Source organism: Kitasatospora sp. NPDC088548, from assembly GCF_044753005.1.
Classification (GTDB): Bacteria; Actinomycetota; Actinomycetes; order Streptomycetales; family Streptomycetaceae; genus Kitasatospora.
The window spans coordinates 158,243-178,314 of record NZ_JBIVMI010000018.1 but is presented as its reverse complement, the minus strand read 5'-3'; the positions used below and the strand labels follow the sequence as shown (position 1 = coordinate 178,314).

Sequence of the window (20,072 nt, the reverse complement as noted above, 5' to 3'; positions counted from 1 at the left end):
GTTGACTTTTGGCACGCTGTTGAGTTCTCAAGGAACGGACACTTCCTTCAGGCCGCCTTCCAGCGGGCCCTCCGGGCGCTTCGTTCTTTCGCTTTCTCAGCTTATCAGATGTTTTCCGCTCCGTTTTCCGGAGTTTCACTCACCCAACTCGCTGCTGTCTTCCGCGACCTGACGGCCCGTCCGACGTTCCAAACTCTAGCCGATCCCCGCTCCGAAAAGCGAATCCAGCCACAATCCATATAAACGCGCACGCCAAATTCACCCCGAGCCGCGACCCGAAAAGCAGACGCGACCCGGCAGAACCGGGAAGTGGTGTTTCGTGGATTGGCCGCCCCGGGACCGTCCGCGCCGATGCGTGTCCGGTGCTCCCTGTCGAGCGACTAGAGAACACTACGCCCATCCGGGGCGACAGGCAAATCGACGCCTTGGACGATCCGGGTGCAGAGCGCGCGGCCGGCCTTCACGTACTCGCCGTTGGGGTGGTCGTTGCTGGTGACCCAGTGCCGGACCACGGCCTCGTCCCGGCCACCGGCGCGGTGGCGGCCGAGCAGACGCTGCTCGCGGACGGCGTCGTCGGTGTCCACGTACCAGAGCTCGCGGAGCAGCCGCCGGGCCTCGGGCCAGGGGTGCTCGGTGGCGGCGAGGTAGTTGCCCTCGGTGATGACGAGGCGCGCGTGCGGCGGGACGACGTGGCGGGCGGCCACCGGTTCGTCGAGGTCCCGGTCGAAGTCGGGGACGTAGATGTCCTGGAAGCGCTCGGCGGCGACCCGGCGAAGCAGCGCGACGTAGCCGTGGGCGTCGAAGGTGGCGGGCGCGCCCTTGCGGTGGCTCAGGCCGAGCCGGTCGAGCTGGGCGGCGGAGAGGTGGAAGCCGTCGAGCGGAAGGTAGGCGGCGCTGCCGGGGCCCTCGACACGTTCGACCTCGGCGATCAGATACCGGGCGAGGGTGGACTTGCCGGCACCGGGCGGGCCGGCCAGTCCGAGGATCGTACGAGCGCTGCTGCCCGGACCCCGAAGGAAACCGAGGGCGCGGGTGGTGAGGCTGTCCTCGTTCATGGGCGCACCCTACTCACCGTTTCCGCCCGTTCTCACCGTGCGTCGAGGGCGGGCAGTTCCAGGGTGAGGGTGCCGGAGTCGGCGTCGAGCAGGGCCGGGACGCCGAGCGGGACGGTCAGGGTGGACGGGCTGTGGCCGAAGCCCAGCTCCCAGAGCACGGGTATCCCGAGCGGGCCGAGGCGGTCGAGCATGACGGCCTTGACCCGTTCCGGCCGTCCGCAGCCGTCCCAGGAGCCGAGGGCGATGCCGGTGACTCCGTCGAGTGCGCCGGAGCGGAGCAGCTGGGTGAGGATCCGGTCGAGTTGGTAGGGCTGCTCGTTGACGTCCTCCAGGACCAGGACGCAGCCGGCGAAGGACGGGCGGGCGGCGGGGGTGCCGCGTTCGGCGGCGAGGACGGAGGCGCAGCCGCCCGCCGTGACGCCCCGGGCGCGGCCCGGGACGAGGGCGGTCGCGGTGGACGAGGTGAGCACGGTGGTGGCCGTGGGTTCGAAGAGGGTCCGGCGCAGGTGTTCGGCGGTGGGGCCGTCGGTGGTGAAGGAGGCGGCCGCGCCCATCGGGCCGTACAGGGTGGCGATGCCGAGCCGCTGGGCGAAGGCCTCGTGCAGGGAGGTGGCGTCGCTGAACCCGACCAGCGGCTTGGGCGGTACGGCCCGCATGGCCCGCCAGTCGAGCAGGTCGACCATGCGGTGGACTCCGTAGCCGCCCCGGGCGCAGATGACGGCGTCGACCGTGGGGTCGAGCCAGGCGGCCTGGAGGTCGGCGGCCCGGTCGGCATCGGTACCGGCGAGGTGGCCGAGGACGGGATGGGTGTCGAGGACGTGCGGGGCGACGGTGACCCTCAGCCCCCAGGAGCGCAGGATCGCGCATCCGGCGGTGAGCCGCTGCGGGTCGATCGGGCTGCTGGGGGCGACCACGACGACGTGGTCCCCGGGGCGGAGGTGCGGCGGGCGGGTCAGCCCTCGGCCGGGCGTGGTCGGGTGCTGGTCCATGGCCGGGTTCCTTCCGGGAAGGTGTGCGGGGGGTGCTGGGTGGTGCGCGGAGCGGAGGCGGTCTCCGGGCCGTCCCGCGGACGGCCCGGAGAAGGTATGCCCCGCTGCCTTCAGACTGACCCCATCACGGCCCTGACCTCGGCGAGCGTGGCGTCGGCGACGGCGTTGGCCCGCTCGGCGCCGTCGCGCAGCACCTGCCGGATGTAGCCGCGGTCGGCGGCGAACTCGGTGCGGCGGGCGCGGATCGGGCGGAGGTACTCGTTGACGGACTCGGTCACCGTGCGCTTGAGCGCGGCGCCGCCGCCGTCGCCGAGCTCCTCGGCGATCTGCTCCGGGGCCCGGTCCTGGCAGAGCGCGGCGAGCAGGACGAGGCTGGAGACCTCGGGGCGGCCGGCCGGGTCGTAGCTGATCCGGCGTTCGGTGTCGGTCCTGGCGCCCCGGATCAGGCGGGCGGTGGTGTCCTCGTCGGCGGAGAGCGAGACGGCGTTGCCGCGGCTCTTGCTCATCTTGCCTCCGTCGGTGCCGAGCAGCAGCGGGGCGGCGGAGAGCAGGGCCTCGGGGCGGGGGAAGACGCCGGTGCCGTCCGGGTGCGGGTAGCGCTCGTTGAAGCGGCGGGCGACGGTGCGGGCGACTTCGAGGTGGGGCAGCTGGTCCTGGCCGACGGGGACGAGGTTCGCCTTGCAGAAGAGGATGTCGGCGGCCTGGTGGACGGGATAGGTGAACATCAGGCCGTTCACGGCGGCCTGGCTGGAGTGGGCGATCTCGTCCTTGACGGTGGGGTTGCGGCCGAGTTCGGCGACGCTGACCAGGCTGAGGAAGGGCAGCAGCAGCTGGTTGAGGGCCGGCACGGCGCTGTGGGCGAAGATCGTGGCGCGGTCCGGGTCGAGGCCGGCGGCGAGGTAGTCGAGGACGAGGTTCTCGGAGTGCTCGGCGAGCCGGTCGGCGATGTCGCGGTCGGTGATGACCTGGTAGTCGGCGACCACGACGAACATCTCGACGCCGAGGCGCTGGAGACGGACCCGGTTCTGCAGGGTGCCGAAGTAGTGGCCGAGGTGGAGTGGGCCGGTCGGCCGGTCCCCGGTGAGGACGCGGTGGGCGGCCGGGTCGCGGCGCACCTGCTCGGCGAGGTCGGTGCCGGGGCCTTCGGCAGGGCGGTCGGCGGGGTCGGCGGGGCGTTCGGCGGCGGGACCGGTGACGGTCATGCGGTGGCTCCTCGGTGCGGCGGTGGTGGTGGCCGTCCGGGGTGCGGGCCCGTCCCGCGGGAAACGCGGCAGGGCCGTCCATCCCGGACGGCCCTGGTCAGGTGTGTGCTGGTGGCCGTCCTAGGACGGCCACCAGCACAGACCCGCGAAGCTCTTCATGCTCCCGAGGATAGCGTCAGTCCTCCACGATCAGCGCGGGGGTGTCCTTGCGCAGCGTCTCGCCGCGGAAGAACTCCGGCCGCAGCTTGCCGTACCAGGTCATCAGGACGGCGCCGAGCAGCAGGATGCCGACGCCGATGACGAACACCGAGCCGATGCCGAAGACGGCTCCGCTGCCGTAGTCCGGGTTCCACGCGTCGGTGAGGGTCTGCACGAAGACCGCGCTGAGCAGTGCACCGCCGAGGAGCGGGGCGACGCCCTTGACCAGCAGGTCGCGCAGGCTGCCGCGGAGCGAGCCGCGGAAGTACCAGACACAGGCGAAGGCGGTCAGCGCGTAGTAGAAGCAGATCATCAGACCGAGGGCCAGGATGGTGTCCTGAACGACGTTCTCGCTGATCAGGCTCATGCCGACGTAGAAGACGGCGGTGGCGATGCCGGCCGCCACGGTGGCGTAGCCGGGGGTGCGGAAGCGCGGGTGGACCGCGCCGAAGCGCGGCGGCACGGCCCGGTAGGCGCTCATCGCGAGCAGGGTGCGGGCCACCGGGATGAAGGTGGTCTGCAGGCTGGCGGCGGCGCTGGCGACGACCGCCAGGAAGAGCAGGATGCTCCACGGCGAGCCGAGCACCGGCCGGGCCAGCGCGGAGAAGACGTTGTCGGCGGTGGCAGGGTTGCCCAGGCCGGTGCCGGTGGTGCCGACGCCCGCGAACATCTGGGCGGCGATCGCGACCAGCAGGTACGAGCCGACCAGCGTGACCATGGAGATCATCGCGGCCCGGCCCGGGGTCTTGGCACTGCCGAGGGTCTCCTCGTTCATGGTGAGGCAGGTGTCCCAGCCCCAGTACATGAAGATCGAGAGCGACAGGCCGGCGGTGAAGGCGCTGAACGAGCTCACTTGGAGCGGGTTGAGCCAGGACGCCGAGAAGCCGATCGAGTGCGGCAGGTCGCCGGAGACGGCCTTGCTGATGGCGATGCCGGAGAAGAGCAGCAGCACCGCGAGTTGGAGGCCGACCAGGCTGTACTGGAACCACTTGGTGGCCGTCATGCCCCGGTAGCTCATCGCGGTGGCGCCGGCGATCAGCAGGACCACCGTGAGCAGATGGACGGCCTTGTTCTGGTCCAGCTCCGTCACCCAACTGCTGCCGGTCATCTCGCCGAGCATCAGGTAGAGGAAGTTGGTCGCCACCCCGGCCAGGTTGGAGAGCACGATGATGGTGGCGACCGTCAGGCCCCAGCCCGCCATCCAGCCGATCCGGGGGCCGAAGGCCTTGACCGTCCAGGTGAAGGACGTGCCGCAGTCCGGGAAGTCCTTGTTGAGCTCCTTGTACGCGAACGCGACCAGCAGCATCGGCAGGAAGCCGGCCAGGAAGACCGCAGGCATCTGCACGCCGACGGCCGTGACGGTCGGCCCCAGTGTCGCGGTCAGGCAGTAGACCGGGGCGACTGTGGAGACGCCCAGGACCACGCTGCCCAACAGGCCGACCGAGTTGCCCTGTAGACCCTTGTCCCCCGTTGCCCCCGCCGCACCCTGCTCGGGAACGCCACCACTGGTGCCACTGACCGGGGCACCCTGCGGAGCGACGGGCGCCGTTGCCCGTCCGCTGCTTCCGTGCTCTGAGAGCTGCTGATCAAACACCAGCGCACCCTAGGTGGGAGCAGTGAAGGTTGTGTAGGCCAACCCCTGGTGATCTAAGCCACTCACTTCGATTCCTTCGCATCGCGGGACGATAGGCGATGTATTAACGGCTTGTTAACCGGTGTACCTTTGTTTCGAAGGGTTGGCGTCAAGTTGATTTATTCCTTATGTCATGCTTTGAGACGTTTTACCCCTCGGCCGAAAGCGACCCTTCCACCCCTTTCGCACAACTGGGATAGGTTTGCCTCACCTAACCCCGATCGCGAAGGAGCGTCGCGTGGCCCCCCACCCCGCCGACCTGACCCTCGTCAGCCGGACCTCCGCCGACCGGCCCCCGGCCGGCCGCACCCCCTCCCGGCGGAGGTTCCTCGCCGCGGGCCTCACCGGCGGTGCCGTCCTCGGTCTCGGCGGGCTGCTCAGCGCCTGCGGCGGGTCCGGCGGACCGGCCGGACCGGGAGGCTCGACGCAGGCCTCGTCCGGCTCGTCGCCGAACCAGAAGTCGGTCAAGCAGGGCGGCGACGACTACGCCGGCGTGATCGAGAAGATGAAGGGCTTCGGCACCGACGCCGCGCCCGGCGTCTACCCGCGCACCATCAAGCACGCCATGGGCGAGACCGTCATCCCGGCCAAGCCCGTCCGGGTCGTGGTGCTGGACACCGGTGAGCTCGACAACGTGGTCTCGCTGGGTATCCAGCCGGTCGGCGTCGTCCACACCGACGGCTCCAAGACCATGCCGTCCTACCTCAAGGACACGGCCGGCAACCCGGCCGGCGTCGGCACCATCAACAGCCTCAACCTGGAGGCCATCGCCGCGCTCAAGCCCGACCTGATCCTCGGCAGCCAGCTGCGCGCCCAGGACCAGTACGCCCAGCTCTCCAAGATCGCGCCGACCGTCTTCTCGCTGCGCCCCGGCTACCCGTGGAAGCAGAACTTCCAGCTCAACGCGAGCCCGTTCGGCCTGGAGGCGGAGGCCGGGGCGCAGCTCGACGCGTACCGGAGCGCGGCCACCGCGATCGGTGCCGAGCTCGGCGACAAGCGGCCCACCATCACGCCGCTGCGCTTCATGCCGGGCAGGACCCGGCTGTACGCGGAGCTGTCCTTCATCGGCACCATCCTCACCGACGTGCCGCTGCCGCAGCCCCGGATCGAGCAGGTCAAGGAGCTTGCGGTCGAGATCAGCCCCGAGCAGATCGACCAGGCCGACGCCGACTGGATCTTCTACGGCGTCTACGGCTCGCCCAGCTCCACCAACCAGGACGCGGTGCTCGGCGGCGCGCTCTGGAAGACCCTCGGCGCGGTCAAGTCCGGCCAGGCGCGGCCGGTCTCGGACGAGACGTGGTTCCTCGGGCTCGGCGTCACCGCGGCCAACGCGGTGCTGGCCGACCTCAAGGGCTTCGTCGCGCCCGGCGCCTGATTTCCACCGCTCCGAGGTGACGGACGGGACGGAAGGGGCGGGCGGCACGGTGGCGTCGCACACAACCGGAACACGGGCGCTTGGAGCTGGTCCCGGGGTGCGGGAGGATCGTCGGGACCGTACCCCGAAGGGCTCGTGCCGATGACCACGCTCGACCAGACCGCAACCGACCCGACTTCATCCGGCCTGCCCGCGCCTGATGTGCTTCCGCGCGGTCTGCCCGAGCGCGAGCCCGCGGACGGGGAGCGGTCCTCGGCCGTGCCCGCCGCCGGACGCTGCTCCATCGTGTCGGCCGCCGACCCGGGGGCGGCCGCCGGGACCGGCGCGACGGGTGCGGCAGGGACAAGCGGCGGCGCGCTGGGCGCCGGGCGCGACGGCTCGGTGCCGCGGCCGCGAGGCGGTGCGGGTGCCGGTGCGGGTGCGGGTGCCGGTGCGGGTCATGGTGCCGGCGGCTCGGGTGCTGACGGCACCGGTACGGGTGGTTCCGGTGCGGGTGGCGAGGGCGACCAGACGGCCGCCCGGCTCCGCGCGGGCCTGGCCGAGCGGCTGCGGTCGGCGTACGCGCAGGGGCGGTCGCTCTCCGAGCTCGCCGCCGCCTGCCGACGGCCCGTCGCGGAGGTCCATGCGCTGCTGGCCGAGGGTGGCGCCGCCCTCGGCGCCGGTGACCGTGACGAGGGCTTCGTCCGGCTCCAGCGCCCGGCGGAGCCGGCCTCCGAACGGGCCGTCCCGGTGCTGCGGGCCGCCCAGGAGGAGTTGCGCACCGCCCTGTCCAGGCGTCCCGCACCCTCCCGGCGGCTGCGCCGGATGCATCCCCGGGCGGAGGCCGCCATGACGGAGGCCGCGCACGGGAAGGCGGTGGCGGTCGAGGCCGTTCCCGCTGCCGCCGATCCGCCCGGTGGCGGGGCCGCCCGGGTGGCCGATGCCGGGCCCGGTGTCGAGACACCGCTCGGCATCCTGATCGGCGGTACCCCGAACCTCCCCGAGGGCGTCGGCCGTCCTGAGGAGCGGCAGCCGGTCCGGGTGACCGCTGACCTGATCAGGATCGGTCGCGGCACCTGCCTGGTCGTGCTGCCCGACTGGCGGCCCGCCATCGCCGTCTCGGTACCGACCGAACAGCTGCTGACCACCACCGGCCTCGGCTACGACGAGCTGGCCGACGCCCGGCTGTCGGTGCTGATCAGCCCCGGCGCGCTGCACGACCGGGAGCTCGACCTGCACGACTGGCGCGCCGGCTCCGGGCCGGGCCGGCGCGGCGGGCGGTAACACCGCTCCGGAACGCGCCGGGCCCACTGCGACGTCGGGCTCGCTACGACGCCCGGCCCGCTACGGCGTCGGGCCGTTCGGGATGTAGCCGAGGTCGACGGAGACCGGTGCGCGCCGGCCGGTGATCCAGCTCTCCCGGACCGCCGACAGCAGCTCCGGAAGCCGGGGCGGCCAGAGGGCGTCGGCGTGTTCGTCGGCGAGGTCGGCCGGGGTCCACCAGTGCCAGTCGAGGATCTTGTCGGTGGCGTGCACCGCGCTCACGTCGCCGACCGGGCCCCGGTGCGGCCCGCTGGTGAGGTAGATGTGCTCGTGCTGGCGAACGGGCGTGCCGTGCCAGGTGAAGTCGTGCTCCCAGGTGCAGAGCAGCGGGCCGGGTTCGAGATCGGTCCAGCCGGTCTCCTCCCAGAGCTCCCGGCGCGCGCCGGTCCACGGGGTCTCCCCCGCCTCCAGACCGCCGCCCGGCATCGTCCAGTGCACGCCGACCTCGACGTTGTCGGAGCGGAGCAGGAAGACCGAGCCGTTCCCGTCCAGCACCACCGTCCTGGCCGCCTGCCTCGGGATCCGCTTCGGGGCCCGCTTCGGGTGTCGCAGCAGATTTCGCATCGGGTCACTCTCCCAGCGCGGACCGGGGGCGTCGAGCGGATTGCCCGGGCCGCGCGGCCGGCCGGGAGGACATCGGCCGCGGCGGGAGGCGGCGTTGGCGGGACACGGTGTCTCCGACGGATGGTGGCCTTACCCTGGCGCCCATGCGCGTACCCGCGGTCCTCTTCCCGGCCGACCCGCTCAACCCGCTCCGACCCGACCCGCACTTCGTCCGGGAGGCCCGGCTGCTCAGGGAGTTGGGCGGCAAGCACCACCTCGTCGACCTTGACGCGCTGCTCGCCGGGAATCTCGGGGAGGCGGTTCGGCGGGTGCCCCGGGGCTGCGGACCGCTCTGGTACCGGGGGTGGATGGTCCCCTCCGCCCACTACACGGCCCTCGCCCGGGAGTTGGGCGGCCGTGGCGCCAACCTGCTGACCAGCGCGGCCGGTTACGCCATGGCGCACGAACTGCCCGGCTGGTACGGAGTGTTCGAGGGGGCCACACCGCCGAGTGTCTGGATCCCGGTGCCGGTTCCGACGGCGGCCGCGGCGGGCGGGGTTCCGGCGCCGGGGCCCGCGGAGCTGGCGGCCGCCGTCGAACGGCTCGGCGGGAGCGGCCCGGCCATCGTCAAGGACTATGTGAAATCCCGCAAGCACGAGTGGGACGAGGCCTGTTACATCCCCGATCTGGCGGACCTGTCGGCCGTCGGACGGGTGGTGGCGCGTTTCGTCGAACTCCAGGGCGAGTTCCTGGCCGGCGGGGTGGTGCTGCGGCGGTACGAGGAGTTCGAGCGGGCCGGAGGCGCGGGCGGGGACAACGGGGAGCGGCGGGCGGTCGAGGCCCGGGTCTGGTGGCTGGACGGCGAACCCGTGCTGGTCGGACCGCACCCGGACGCGCCGGACCACCCCGTCGAACCGGATCTCACCGGGGTGCGGCCGCTGGTACGGGCACTCGGCTGCCGCTTCGTCACCACCGACCTCGCCGGCCGGGCCGACGGCTCCGGCTGGCGGGTGGTCGAGGTCGGCGACGGGCAGGTGAGCGACCTGCCGCGCGGGATCGACGCGTCCGGGCTGCTGGCCTCGCTGATCGCCGCCTGAGGCCGCCCGGTCGCCACGTGCTTCCTGCGGCGCCGTCGTTTCCCCGGCCCGGACCGGGCTTGCGAACGGGCCCGGAAGGGCTGTTCCGGCTTCCGCCGATCACGCCCGGCCAGGGCCCGGTCAGGGCGGCCTACCCGGGCCCGGGCCTACCCGACCACGGGTTCGGCCACCGCTCCGGGGTCGGCCTCGGGCGCCGGGTGACCGTCGGCGATGAACGCCTGCCAGAGCCGTGCGTACACGCCGCCCCGGGCCAGCAGTTCGCTGTGCGTACCGTCCTCGACCACCCTGCCGTGGTCCAGGACGACGACCCGGTCGGCGCGTTCGGCGGTGGTGAGGCGATGAGCGATGACCAGGGTCGTACGACCACCGCTGAGCCGGTCCGCAGCGTGGTTGACCGCCGCCTCGGTGGCCAGGTCGAGTGCCGCGGTGGCCTCGTCCAGGAGCAGGATGTCCGGATCGACCAGCTCGGCCCGGGCCAGCGCGATCAGCTGGCGCTGGCCCGCCGAGAGGTTCCGCCCCCGACCGGCGACCTCGTGGTCGTAGCCGCCCGGCAACCGGACGATCATGTCGTGCGCGCCGACCGCCCTGGCCGCCGCCTCCACCTCGGCCGCCGAGGCCGCGGGCCGGCCGTACGCGATCGCCTCGCGCACCGTACCGGCGAACAGGTACGCCTCCTGCGGCACGACGCCGAGCCGGTGGCGGTACTGCGCGAGGTCGTACCGGGTGAGGTCGACGCCGTCCACCCGGACGGTGCCCGCCGTCGCGTCGTAGAACCGGGCGACCAGCTTGACCAGCGTCGACTTGCCGGCGCCCGTCTCGCCGACCAGCGCCACCGTCTGACCGGCGGGTATGTGCAGGTCCACGCCGGAGAGCACCTCGGGGGAGCCGGCCGCACCACCGTTGTAGGCGAAGCCGACGCCCTCGAAGTCGATATCGCCGCGGAGCCCGCCGGTGACCGGTACCGGGTCGGCGGCCTCGGCGGTGGTGGTCGGGGTGCGCAGCAGTTCGCGGATCCGGCCCAGACCGACGGCCGCCTGCTGGTAGCCGTCGAAGACCTGTGAGAGCTGGTTGACCGGCGCGAAGAACAGGTCGATGTAGAGCAGGTAGGCGACCAGCGCACCCACCGTGAGGGTGCCCGAGTCGACCCGCGACGCACCCACGATCAGCACCAGCGCCCCGGCGACGCTGGAGAGGAACTGCACGAACGGGAAGTACAGCGATATGTACAGCTGGGCCCGGACCCTGGCCTCACGGTAGGCGGAGCCCCGGGCGACGAAGCGGTCGGTGTTGGCGTCCAGGCGGCGGAAGGCCTGGACGATCCGCATCCCGGCGACGTTCTCCTGGAGATCCGCGTTGACCGTGCTGATCAGGTCCCGGGAGATCTCGTACTGGGCCTTGGACTTCTTGCGGAACACCAGCGTCGCCACCACCAGCAGCGGCAGCACGGCGAACACCACCAGGGCCAGCCCCGGGTCGATGATCAGCAGCGCGGCGAAGATACCGGCGAAGGTCAGCAGACTGACCACCGCCGTGACCACCCCGGTCTGCAGGAACGAGGTGAGCGAGTCCAGGTCGGTGGTCATCCGGGTCATGATCCGGCCGGACAGCTCGCGCTCGTAGTAGTCCAGGCCCAGCCGGTTGAGGTGGGCGAAGATCTTGAGCCGGAGACTGTAGAGAACCCGCTCGCCGGTGCGACCGCTGACCTGGCTCTCGGCGCTCTGCACCAGCCAGTCCAGCAGGACGATCACCAGCGCGGCGAGGGCGGCGACGGCCACGCCGGACATCATGGCCCGGCTGACGCCTTCGTCGATGCCGTGCCGGATCAGGATCGGCAGCACCAGCCCGGCGGCCGCGTCCAGGGCGACCAGGAACAGGGCGAGGGCGAGTGGACGGCGGAAGGGGCGCAGCATCCGGCGGAGGGTGAAGTCGGGGTCACCGGCCTCGGCCTCGGCGCGGGAGATCGCCGGGGTGTCGGTGGCCGGCGGGAGGGCCGCGACCTTGGCGAGGAGATCGGGCGAGGCACTGCGGGCCGCCTTGGCCAGGGCGGGGGTGGCGGGGGTCTGGACCGGAGCAGGGGCTGGGCCGGCCGGGGCGGTCTGTGTGCCTGCGGCCGGGGCGGTGGCTTCGGGGGTTTCGGGGCCCTCAGGTGCTCCGGGCGCCTCTGGTGCCGCCGGGCGTTCGGAGATGGCCGGCGGCGTGGTCCGGCCGGCCTCGGGGTCGGAGATCAGCGCCCGGTACCTGGGACATCGGGCGTCGAGTTCCTCGTGCGTGCCGAGGTCCACCAGTCGGCCGCGGTCCAGGACGGCGATCCGGTCGGCGAGCTGGAGGGTGGAGCGGCGGTGGGCGATCAGCAGGGTCGTGCGGCCGCGCATGACCGAGCGCAGGGCGTCGTGGATCTCCGCCTCGATCTGCGGATCGACCGCCGAGGTGGCGTCGTCCAGCAGCAGGATGCGCGGATCGGTGAGGATCGCCCGGGCCAGGGCGATGCGCTGGCGCTGGCCGCCCGAGAGGGTGAGGCCCTGCTCGCCGACCTTGGTCTCGTAACCGTCGGGCAGCCGCCGGACGAACTCGTCCGCCTGCGCCGCCCGGGCGGCGGCCACGATCTGCTCGTCGGTGGCGTCCGGCCGACCGTACGCGATGTTGGTGCGGACCGTCTCGGAGAACAGGAAGCTCTCCTCGGGGACGATACCGACCGCCGCCCGGACCGAGTCGAGGGTGAGATCACGCAGGTCGTGGCCGTAGAGGCGGACCGTGCCTGCCGCCGGATCGTAGAACCGGGGGACCAGCTGCGCCACCGTCGACTTGCCGGAACCGGACGCGCCGACCAGGGCCAGCGTCTCGCCGGGGGCGAGTTTCAGGCTGAGCCCGTGCAGGACGGGCGCCGGGTGGTCGGAGTCGTAGCGGAACTCGACCCGGTCGAACTCCAGCGCCACGTCGGGTGTGCGCGGGCCGACCGGCTCCCGCTCCGCGGGCCCCTTGGCAGAGTGCGGCCTCGCGAGGTGCGGCCTCGCGGCGTGCGGCGGGGCGGGGTGCGGCGCGGCGCGGCGCGGTTCGGCGGGGTGCGGTTCGGCGGGGTGCTCGGGGTCGGTGACGTCCCGGGTCAGGTCGAGGCCGACCGCATCCGGACGCTCCTGCACCAGCGGGCGTTCGTCGATCAGCTGGAGCACCCGCTCCACCCCGGCCCTGGCCTGCTGCCCGACCGTGATGACCATGGTCAGCATCCGCACCGGCCCGGTCATCTGCGCCACGTAGGTGGAGAAGGCGACGAAGGTGCCGAGCGAGACCTGGCCGTCGACCGCCAGCCAGCCGCCGAAGGCCAGCACGGCGACCTGGGCGATCGCCGGGATCGCCTGCATCGCCGGGTTGTAACGGCTGTTGAGCCGGATGGAGCGCAGCCGGGCCGCGAAGAGGTTGCGGGAGGCGGTCTCCAGCTTGTCCAGCTCCTGGGCCTCCTGGCCGAAGCCCTTGACCACCCGCACGCCGCCGACCGCTCCGTCGACGACGCCCGCGACGGCCGCCGCCTCCTGCTGGGCGGCCCAGGTGGCGGGGAACAGCCGCTTGCGGCTGAGTACCGAGATCCACCAGAGTGCCGGGCCCATCACCAGGGCGATCAGGGTGAGCGGCGGCGATAGCCAGATCATCACGGCCAGCGACATGACGAACATCAGCAGGTAGCCGGTCATCATCGGCAGCATCGAGAGCAGGCCGTTGATCAGCTGGAGGTCGGACGTGGCACGGCCGACCACCTGCCCGGTGTCCAGTCGGTCCTGCCGGTGGCCGTCGAGCCGCCCGAGCGAGCGGAAGAGGTCGCTGCGCATGTCGTGCTGGACGTCGAGGGCGAGCCGTCCGCCGTAGTAGCGGCGCACCTGGGTGCAGGCGAACACCAGGACGGCGGCCAGCAGCAGCGCGACGGCCCAGGGCGCCAGCGAGCGGGTGTGCCGGGTGATGACGTCGTCGATGATCACCTTGGTGGCCAGGGGCACCAGCGAGGTGACGGCCATGCCGACCAGTGAGGCCCCGAAGGCCAGCAGGACGCTGCGTCGCGACCGCCAGCAGTAGCCGACCAGCCGCCGCAGCCAACCCGAACCGCCGGGGTGGCCCGAACCGCCGGGGGCCGGTGTCGCGCTCGACGCGTCCTTCCCGCCGCCCGGGGTGTCATGGCCGGGCGTGCGGTCACCCGGCGCGTCGGTGCCGCCCTGCTTGCCCCGCGTGCCCCGGGTACCAGCTCGGTTACCGGCTCGGGTGCCGCCCGGGGAAAGCTCCACCGTAGATCCGTGAGTCTCAGGCATATTTAGGGATGCTAACCATTCCGTGGGGTGGCCGCCATGGGGTTTCAGGCCAGAGCAGGCCGACGTGTCCGACCCGCTTGACCCGCCAACAGCCCGCAACCTGCGGTGATTCCCGGCCGGACCTCGCCCGGCCGTCTGCTACCAGCATGGACGACGGCAGGCCGACCGCCCACCGCCCTCCGAGGCAGTGGGCCACCCCCTTTGGGCCTAGGCCGCACCTGGACCCGACCCGCGCGCCGAGGCCGCTACGCGTGGGCACTCGGGCGCGGGCGTACACACCGGGGCGTGTGCACATCGGACGGGCGTGCACCGGGCAGGTGCACACCGGACCGGCGCGCCCCGAACGGGCTGAACCCGGGCCCGGGTTCAGCCCCGGGCGGACGCCGCGGCGTCGGCCGCCGCCGAGAAGGCGCCGTGCGCCAGCCGGCGCAGCAGGGAGGCCATGTCGTCGCGCTGGAGGCCGACCCGCTCACCCTGGGCGAGGTTCGGGCCAAGGCTGTGCGGGGTCGAGTTGATCAGGCCGAAAACGGCGTGCACGGCCGCCCGCGCGACCGGCTCGGCGCCGGGATCGGCCAGCGGCGGGTAGGCCCGCCGGACCACGTCCACCCAGAGTTCGACGTAGCCGCGCTGGAGTCGGCGGACCGTCCGGCGGTCCTCCTCCTTGAGGTTCAGCAGCTCACGGTCGTGCAGGGTGATCAGGTCGCGGTCGTCGAGCGCGAACTCGACGTGTCCGCCGATCAGCGCGTCCAACGCGGCGGCCGCGCCTTCGCTGCCGCTGCCATCGCCGTTGCCGCTGCCGTCGGCATCGATCTCGCCACCCGCACCGCCGCCGGCACGCCTGCGGCCCTCCTCCAGGAGGCGCTCGCTGATGCCGATCAGGAGGTCGGCGAGCATCGCGTCCTTGCCGGCGAAGTGCCGGTAGAGCCCCGGCCCGCTGATACCGACCGCTTTGCCGATCTCGTCCACGCCCACCCCCAGGAAACCCCGGGCGGCGAACAGCCGGGCAGCCTCCTTGCGGATCTGGTCACGGCGTGGGAGCGCTGAGGTGGCTGGGACGTTCGGCATGCTGCCCATCGTAGACAGTCCGGTTATCGCCCGTTAACCTGGGCGGCACGAGTTAACGCTCATTAACGCGGGGGTCGCGGGCACACCCTGGCCCTGCGGCCCACCTGGTGCCGAGGGCAAGGGAGCTCTTGGGATGGTCATCTCAACCGCCGGTACACAGACCGGCGTCCATGGCAACGGGGCGGCCGGTACCGCCGGACCCGGAGCCGTTCCACCGGGAGCCACCGCTCCCGCGCCCAGGCTCGGCACCGCCGTCGACCCGGGCTCCGAGGCCTATCGCTCGAACACCGAAGCGCACCGAGCCCTGGTCGCCGAGCTGCGCGAGAAACTCGGCGCGGCCGCCCTCGGCGGCGGAGCCAAGGCCCGGGACCGCCACACCGCGCGCGGCAAGCTGCTCCCCCGCGACCGGGTGGACACCCTGCTCGACCCCGCCTCGCCTTTCCTGGAACTGGCCCCACTGGCGGCCGACGGGATGTACGACGGAGCCGCGCCCGCGGCCGGCGTGATCGCGGGCATCGGCCGGGTCGCCGGGCGCGAGGTGGTCGTCGTCGCCAACGACGCCACCGTCAAGGGCGGCACCTACTACCCGATGACGGTCAAGAAGCACCTGCGCGCCCAGGAGGTCGCGCTGGAGAACCGTCTGCCCTGCGTCTATCTGGTGGACTCCGGCGGCGCCTTCCTGCCGATGCAGGACGAGGTCTTCCCGGACCGCGACCACTTCGGCCGGATCTTCTACAACCAGGCCCGGCTCTCGGCCGCGGGCATCCCGCAGATCGCCGCCGTGCTCGGTTCCTGCACGGCGGGCGGCGCGTACGTGCCGGCGATGAGCGACCAGGCCGTCATCGTCCGCAACCAGGGCACGATCTTCCTCGGCGGACCGCCCCTGGTGAAGGCCGCCACCGGGGAGGTGGTCACGGCCGAGGAACTGGGCGGCGGCGAACTCCACTCCCGGACCTCCGGCGTGACGGACCACCTGGCCGAGGACGACGCCCACGCCCTCTCCATCGTCCGCACCATCGTGGCCGGGCTCGGTCCGCGCCCGGCCAGGCCATGGCCGCTCGCCCCGGCCGAACCGCCCACCGTGGACCCGGCCGGGCTCTACGGAGCCGTCCCCGTCGACCCGCGCACGCCCTACGACGTACGCGAGGTGATCGCCCGGCTGGTCGACGGCAGCCGGTTCGCCGAGTTCAAGGCCGAGTACGGCGCGACCCTGGTGACCGGCTTCGCCCGGATCCACGGCCACCCCGTCGGCATCGTCGCCAACAACGGCGTGCTGTTCTCCGAATCCGCCCTCAAGGGCGCCCACTTCATCGAGTTGTGCGACCAGCGCGGCATCCCCCTCCTCTTTCTGCAGAACATCACCGGGTTCATGGTCGGCCGGCAGTACGAGGCGGGCGGCATCGCCAAGCACGGCGCCAAGATGGTCAACGCCGTCGCCTGCACCCGCGTACCGAAGCTGACGGTGGTGATCGGCGGCTCGTACGGAGCCGGCAACTACTCGATGTGCGGCCGGGCCTACTCACCTCGCTTCCTGTGGATGTGGCCGGGCGCGAAGATCTCCGTGATGGGCGGCGAGCAGGCGGCGTCGGTCCTGGCCACCGTTCGGCGCGACCAGTTCGAGGCGCGCGGCGAGGAGTGGCCCGCCGACGCGGAGGAGGCGTTCAAGCGCCCCGTCCGCGAACAGTACGAGCATCAGGGCAACGCCTACTACGCCACCGCCCGGCTCTGGGACGACGGGGTGATCGACCCGATGGACACCCGCACCGTTCTCGGCCTGGCCCTCACCGCCTGCGCCAACTCCCCGCTCCCGCCGCCCGGTCCGTTCGGCGTCTTCCGGATGTGACCTCCATTCCGCCGCCGCGCCACCACACCCGGCGCTGCGGCTCCCTCCCGCCATCTCCTTCGTACGGCTCCCCTCGACCCGGAGGAAACGCCTCCCATGTTCGACACAGTTCTGGTCGCCAACCGTGGCGAGATCGCCGTCCGGGTGATCCGCACCCTGCGGCGGCTCGGCGTGCGCTCGGTCGCCGTGTTCAGCGACGCGGACGCCGACGCGCCCCACGTCCGCGAGGCCGATCTCGCGGTGCGGCTCGGACCGGCCGACCGCAGTGACAGCTCGGCCGCCGAGACCTACCTGCGGACCGACCAGATCCTCGCCGCCGCCCGCCGCACCGGGGCCCAGGCCGTCCACCCCGGTTACGGCTTCCTCGCCGAGAACGCCGCCTTCGCCCGCGCCTGCGCCGACGCCGGCCTGGTCTTCATCGGTCCTCCTCCCTCCGCGGTCGAGCTGATGGGTGACAAGATCAACGCCAAGGAGGCGGTCCGGGCCGCCGGCGTCCCGGTCGTCCCGGGCAGCCGGGCCACCGCGCCCACCGACGGCGAACTCGTCGCGGCCGCCGACGAGATCGGCTACCCGGTGCTGCTCAAGCCGTCCGCCGGCGGCGGCGGCAAGGGCATGCGCCTGGTACGGGACCGGTCCGACCTGCCGACCGAGATCGCCGCCGCCCGACGGGTCGCCTGCACCGCCTTCGGCGACGACACCCTGCTGCTGGAACGCTGGATCGACCGGCCCCGCCACATCGAGGTCCAGGTGCTCGCCGACGCCCACGGCACCACCGTCCACCTCGGCGAGCGCGAGTGCAGCCTGCAGCGCCGCCACCAGAAGCTGATCGAAGAAGCACCCTCCGTTCTGCTCAATGCCGAGACCCGCGCCGCCATGGGCGCTGCGGCCGTCCGCACCGCGGAGTCCTGCGGGTACACCGGGGCCGGCACCGTCGAGTTCATCGTTCCCGGCATCGACCCGGACTCCCCCACCCCCACCGAGGGGGTACGGGACTTCTTCTTCATGGAGATGAACACCCGCCTGCAGGTGGAGCACCCCGTCACCGAACTCGCCATCACGGTGGGCGGTTCGGCGGCCACCGGCCCGGCCGAGGACCGGCCGGGACGGCTGGACCTGGTCGAGTGGCAGCTGCGGATCGCCTCGGGCGAGCGCCTGTCCTTCACCCAGCCGGACATCTCCTTTCTGGGCCACGCCATCGAGGCCCGTATCTGCGCCGAGGACCCGGAACGGGACTTCCTCCCCACCGGCGGACGCATCCTGGTGCTGGACGAGCCCCGGGGCGAGGGCGTTCGCGTGGACTCGGGCGTGGCCACGGGCACCGTCATCACCAGCGCCTACGACCCCATGCTCGCCAAGGTCATCGCGTACGGCCCCGACCGCGCGACCGCGCTGCGCCGACTCCGCGCCGCGCTGGCCGACACCCGGATCCTCGGCGTGACCACCAACACGGGCTTCCTGCAGCGACTCCTCGCACACCCCGAGGTCGTCGCCGGCCAGCTCGACACCGGCCTCGTGGAACAGACGGCGCAGCAGCAGCCCGCACTGCTGGCCTCGCCCTACTCCCCGGCCGACGCGGCTCCCGCCGCGGACTCCACCGAGACCTCCGGATCCCGGCCGTCCGAGGTACCGACCCCTGCTCACCTCCTCTACTACGCGGCCGCGCTCACACGGCAGCTGGACCTCACTCCCGCCGCCGGCACCGACGGCTGGACCGATCCGTTCTCCCTTCCCTCCGGCTGGCGCATGGGCGGTGACGCCGCCTGGACCACCCATCGGCTCCGGGCCCCCGGCCAGGACCCGGTGTCGGTGAGCATTCGCCCGATCACTGCGAGCAACGTAGCCGAGGCCACTGACATTCCCCCGGGCGTCACTCCTGAGATGGAAATCCGACTCGGTTCCGGCCCGGTCCACCGCGCCCGGGCCGCGCGGGCCGGTGACCGGCTGCACCTCACCGTCGACGGCCTGCAGACGACGTTCGCACAGGCCACCGACAACGCACCCGGCCCTGCCGCCGGCCCGGTGACCTGGCTCGGGATCGACGGCGACGCCTGGCCCGTCCACGGGTACGACTCCGTCGGCGAGAACTCCACCGCCGCCGGCGCCCACCACGGCGCCCTGACCGCCCCGATGCCCGGCACCGTCACCGTCGTCAAGACCGCGGCCGGCGAGACGGTCCACCGCGGCCAGCCACTGCTCGTCCTGGAGGCCATGAAGATGGAACACGTGATCACGGCCCCGCACGACGGCGTCGTGAGCGAACTGCGGGCCACCGCAGGCGCCACCGTGGCGATGGAGGAGCTGCTGGCCGTGGTCGTCCCCGCCGAGAACGAGGCCGCGGAGGACGGGCCGGCCGGCCAGGCACTCGCCGGTGCGGCGGCCGGGACCCCGGCGGAGGTGCGGGCATGACCGCCGACGCCTCCCCCGCGCACGAGCCGGACGCCCTCGACCTGGGCCTGCCCGACCCCGTCCACGCCCCGGGCCTGCCCGAGGAGGTCCGGATCCACGAGGTCGGCCCGCGCGACGGACTGCAGAACGAGAGCGCCCTGGTCCCCGTCGAGGTCAAGGCCGAGTTCATCACCCGGCTCGCGGCCGCCGGACTGCGCACGGTCGAAACCACCAGCTTCGTTCACCCGAAATGGGTACCGCAGCTCGCCGACGCCGAGGAGCTCGTCCCCCGGCTCGCCGACCTGCCGGCCCGTCACCCCGGTCTGCGGCTGCCGGTGCTGGTGCCCAACGAGCGCGGGCTCGACCGCGCGCTCGCCCACCACACCGGCGACATCGCGGTCTTCGCCAGCGCCACCGAGACCTTCGCCCGCCGCAACCTCAACCGGTCGGCCGACGAGGCGATGGACATGTTCCAGCCGGTGGTGGAGCGGGCCGCCAGGGCCGGGATCCGGGTCCGCGGCTACCTCTCCATGTGCTTCGGCGACCCGTGGGAGGGCCCGGTGCCCGCCTCCCAGGTGATCGGCTTCGGGGTGCGGCTGCTGGAGATGGGCTGCACCGAACTGAGCCTCGGCGACACCATCGGCGTGGCCACCCCGGGGCAGGTCACCGCACTTCTGGAGGGCTTCGCCGAGGCGGGTGTGCCCGCCGACCGGCTCGCGGTGCACTTCCACGACACCTACGGCCAGGCGCTCAGCAACACGCTGGCCGCGCTGCGCGGCGGCATCACCACGGTCGACGCCTCGGCGGGCGGCCTGGGCGGCTGCCCGTACGCCAAGAGCGCGACCGGCAACCTGGCCACCGAGGACCTGGTCTGGATGCTGCACGGGCTGGGCATCCGGACCGGCGTCGATCTGCGCGCCCTGGTCGCCACCAGCGGCTGGATGGCCCGGCAGCTCGGCCGCCCGAGCCCGTCCCGCACCGTCCAGGCGCTGCTCGGCACCGGCCGGGGCTGACGCCGGCCCGGCTCGACCACCCGGCGTCGGCCGGTCCGGGACCCGCCCGGCCGACGCCACCGTCCGTACGACATCCACTCTCT

At 72.7% G+C, this 20,072-nt stretch carries 13 protein-coding genes; 6 read left to right on the top strand and 7 right to left on the bottom strand.

Annotated features, from left to right (window positions below; translation table 11 throughout):
- Positions 1–380: 380 nt before the first annotated feature.
- The 4 genes from ACIP82_RS23300 to ACIP82_RS23285 form a co-directional block, all read right to left on the bottom strand.
- A complete protein-coding gene (locus ACIP82_RS23300) occupies positions 381–1,055 on the bottom strand; it encodes a nucleoside/nucleotide kinase family protein (protein WP_400655762.1) in 675 nt (224 codons plus the stop codon).
- 32 nt (positions 1,056–1,087) lie between these two features.
- Positions 1,088–2,044, bottom strand: a complete 957-nt coding sequence (locus tag ACIP82_RS23295; protein WP_400655760.1) for an LD-carboxypeptidase — start codon at positions 2,042–2,044, stop codon at positions 1,088–1,090.
- A gap of 110 nt (positions 2,045–2,154) precedes the next feature.
- Complete coding sequence (gene trpS / locus ACIP82_RS23290; RefSeq protein ID WP_363606789.1) at positions 2,155–3,246, bottom strand: tryptophan--tRNA ligase; 1,092 nt, start codon at positions 3,244–3,246, stop codon at positions 2,155–2,157.
- A 175-nt stretch (positions 3,247–3,421) separates the two neighbouring features.
- Positions 3,422–4,879, bottom strand: a complete 1,458-nt coding sequence (locus tag ACIP82_RS23285) for an APC family permease (RefSeq protein WP_400655780.1) — start codon at positions 4,877–4,879, stop codon at positions 3,422–3,424.
- 457 nt (positions 4,880–5,336) lie between these two features.
- On the opposite strand from ACIP82_RS23285, the gene ACIP82_RS23280 reads away from it, so the two are divergent.
- Together ACIP82_RS23280 and ACIP82_RS23275 are read left to right on the top strand one after the other, a co-directional pair.
- Entirely contained in the window at positions 5,337–6,452 is a 1,116-nt protein-coding gene (locus ACIP82_RS23280; RefSeq protein ID WP_400655778.1) for an ABC transporter substrate-binding protein, read from the top strand.
- A gap of 141 nt (positions 6,453–6,593) precedes the next feature.
- Positions 6,594–7,715 (top strand): hypothetical protein, encoded by a 1,122-nt coding sequence (locus ACIP82_RS23275; RefSeq protein ID WP_400655758.1) that lies wholly within the window; start codon positions 6,594–6,596, stop codon positions 7,713–7,715.
- 60 nt (positions 7,716–7,775) lie between these two features.
- On the opposite strand, the gene ACIP82_RS23270 is transcribed toward ACIP82_RS23275, so the two are convergent.
- Positions 7,776–8,318 carry an NUDIX hydrolase gene (locus ACIP82_RS23270; RefSeq protein ID WP_400655756.1) on the bottom strand — a complete coding sequence of 181 codons (543 nt, stop codon included), beginning with the start codon at positions 8,316–8,318 and terminating at the stop codon, positions 7,776–7,778.
- Positions 8,319–8,461: 143 nt separating this feature from the next.
- Here ACIP82_RS23270 and ACIP82_RS23265 point away from each other — a divergent pair, with 143 nt between their 5' ends.
- Positions 8,462–9,394: an ATP-grasp domain-containing protein gene (locus ACIP82_RS23265; RefSeq protein WP_400655754.1), complete on the top strand. Its 933-nt coding sequence runs from the start codon at positions 8,462–8,464 to the stop codon at positions 9,392–9,394.
- Between the two features lie 146 nt (positions 9,395–9,540).
- Here the strand turns inward: ACIP82_RS23265 and ACIP82_RS23260 are convergent, their stop codons facing one another.
- Together ACIP82_RS23260 and ACIP82_RS23255 are read right to left on the bottom strand one after the other, a co-directional pair.
- Positions 9,541–13,470 (bottom strand): ABC transporter ATP-binding protein, encoded by a 3,930-nt coding sequence (locus tag ACIP82_RS23260; protein WP_400655776.1) that lies wholly within the window; start codon positions 13,468–13,470, stop codon positions 9,541–9,543.
- Positions 13,471–14,049: 579 nt separating this feature from the next.
- The gene (locus tag ACIP82_RS23255) at positions 14,050–14,748 is read right to left on the bottom strand and encodes a TetR/AcrR family transcriptional regulator (protein WP_400655752.1); all 699 of its coding nucleotides are present in this window, start codon (positions 14,746–14,748) and stop codon (positions 14,050–14,052) included.
- Positions 14,749–14,881: 133 nt separating this feature from the next.
- Here ACIP82_RS23255 and ACIP82_RS23250 point away from each other — a divergent pair, with 133 nt between their 5' ends.
- From ACIP82_RS23250 to ACIP82_RS23240, 3 genes are all read left to right on the top strand, one after another.
- Positions 14,882–16,591 carry a carboxyl transferase domain-containing protein gene (locus ACIP82_RS23250; RefSeq protein WP_363606782.1) on the top strand — a complete coding sequence of 570 codons (1,710 nt, stop codon included), beginning with the start codon at positions 14,882–14,884 and terminating at the stop codon, positions 16,589–16,591.
- A gap of 96 nt (positions 16,592–16,687) precedes the next feature.
- Positions 16,688–18,997 carry an acetyl/propionyl/methylcrotonyl-CoA carboxylase subunit alpha gene (locus ACIP82_RS23245; RefSeq protein ID WP_400655750.1) on the top strand — a complete coding sequence of 770 codons (2,310 nt, stop codon included), beginning with the start codon at positions 16,688–16,690 and terminating at the stop codon, positions 18,995–18,997.
- The gene (locus ACIP82_RS23240) at positions 18,994–19,989 is read left to right on the top strand and encodes a hydroxymethylglutaryl-CoA lyase (protein ID WP_363606780.1); all 996 of its coding nucleotides are present in this window, start codon (positions 18,994–18,996) and stop codon (positions 19,987–19,989) included. The genes ACIP82_RS23245 and ACIP82_RS23240 overlap by 4 nt, the downstream gene beginning before the upstream one ends.
- Positions 19,990–20,072: the final 83 nt, after the last annotated feature.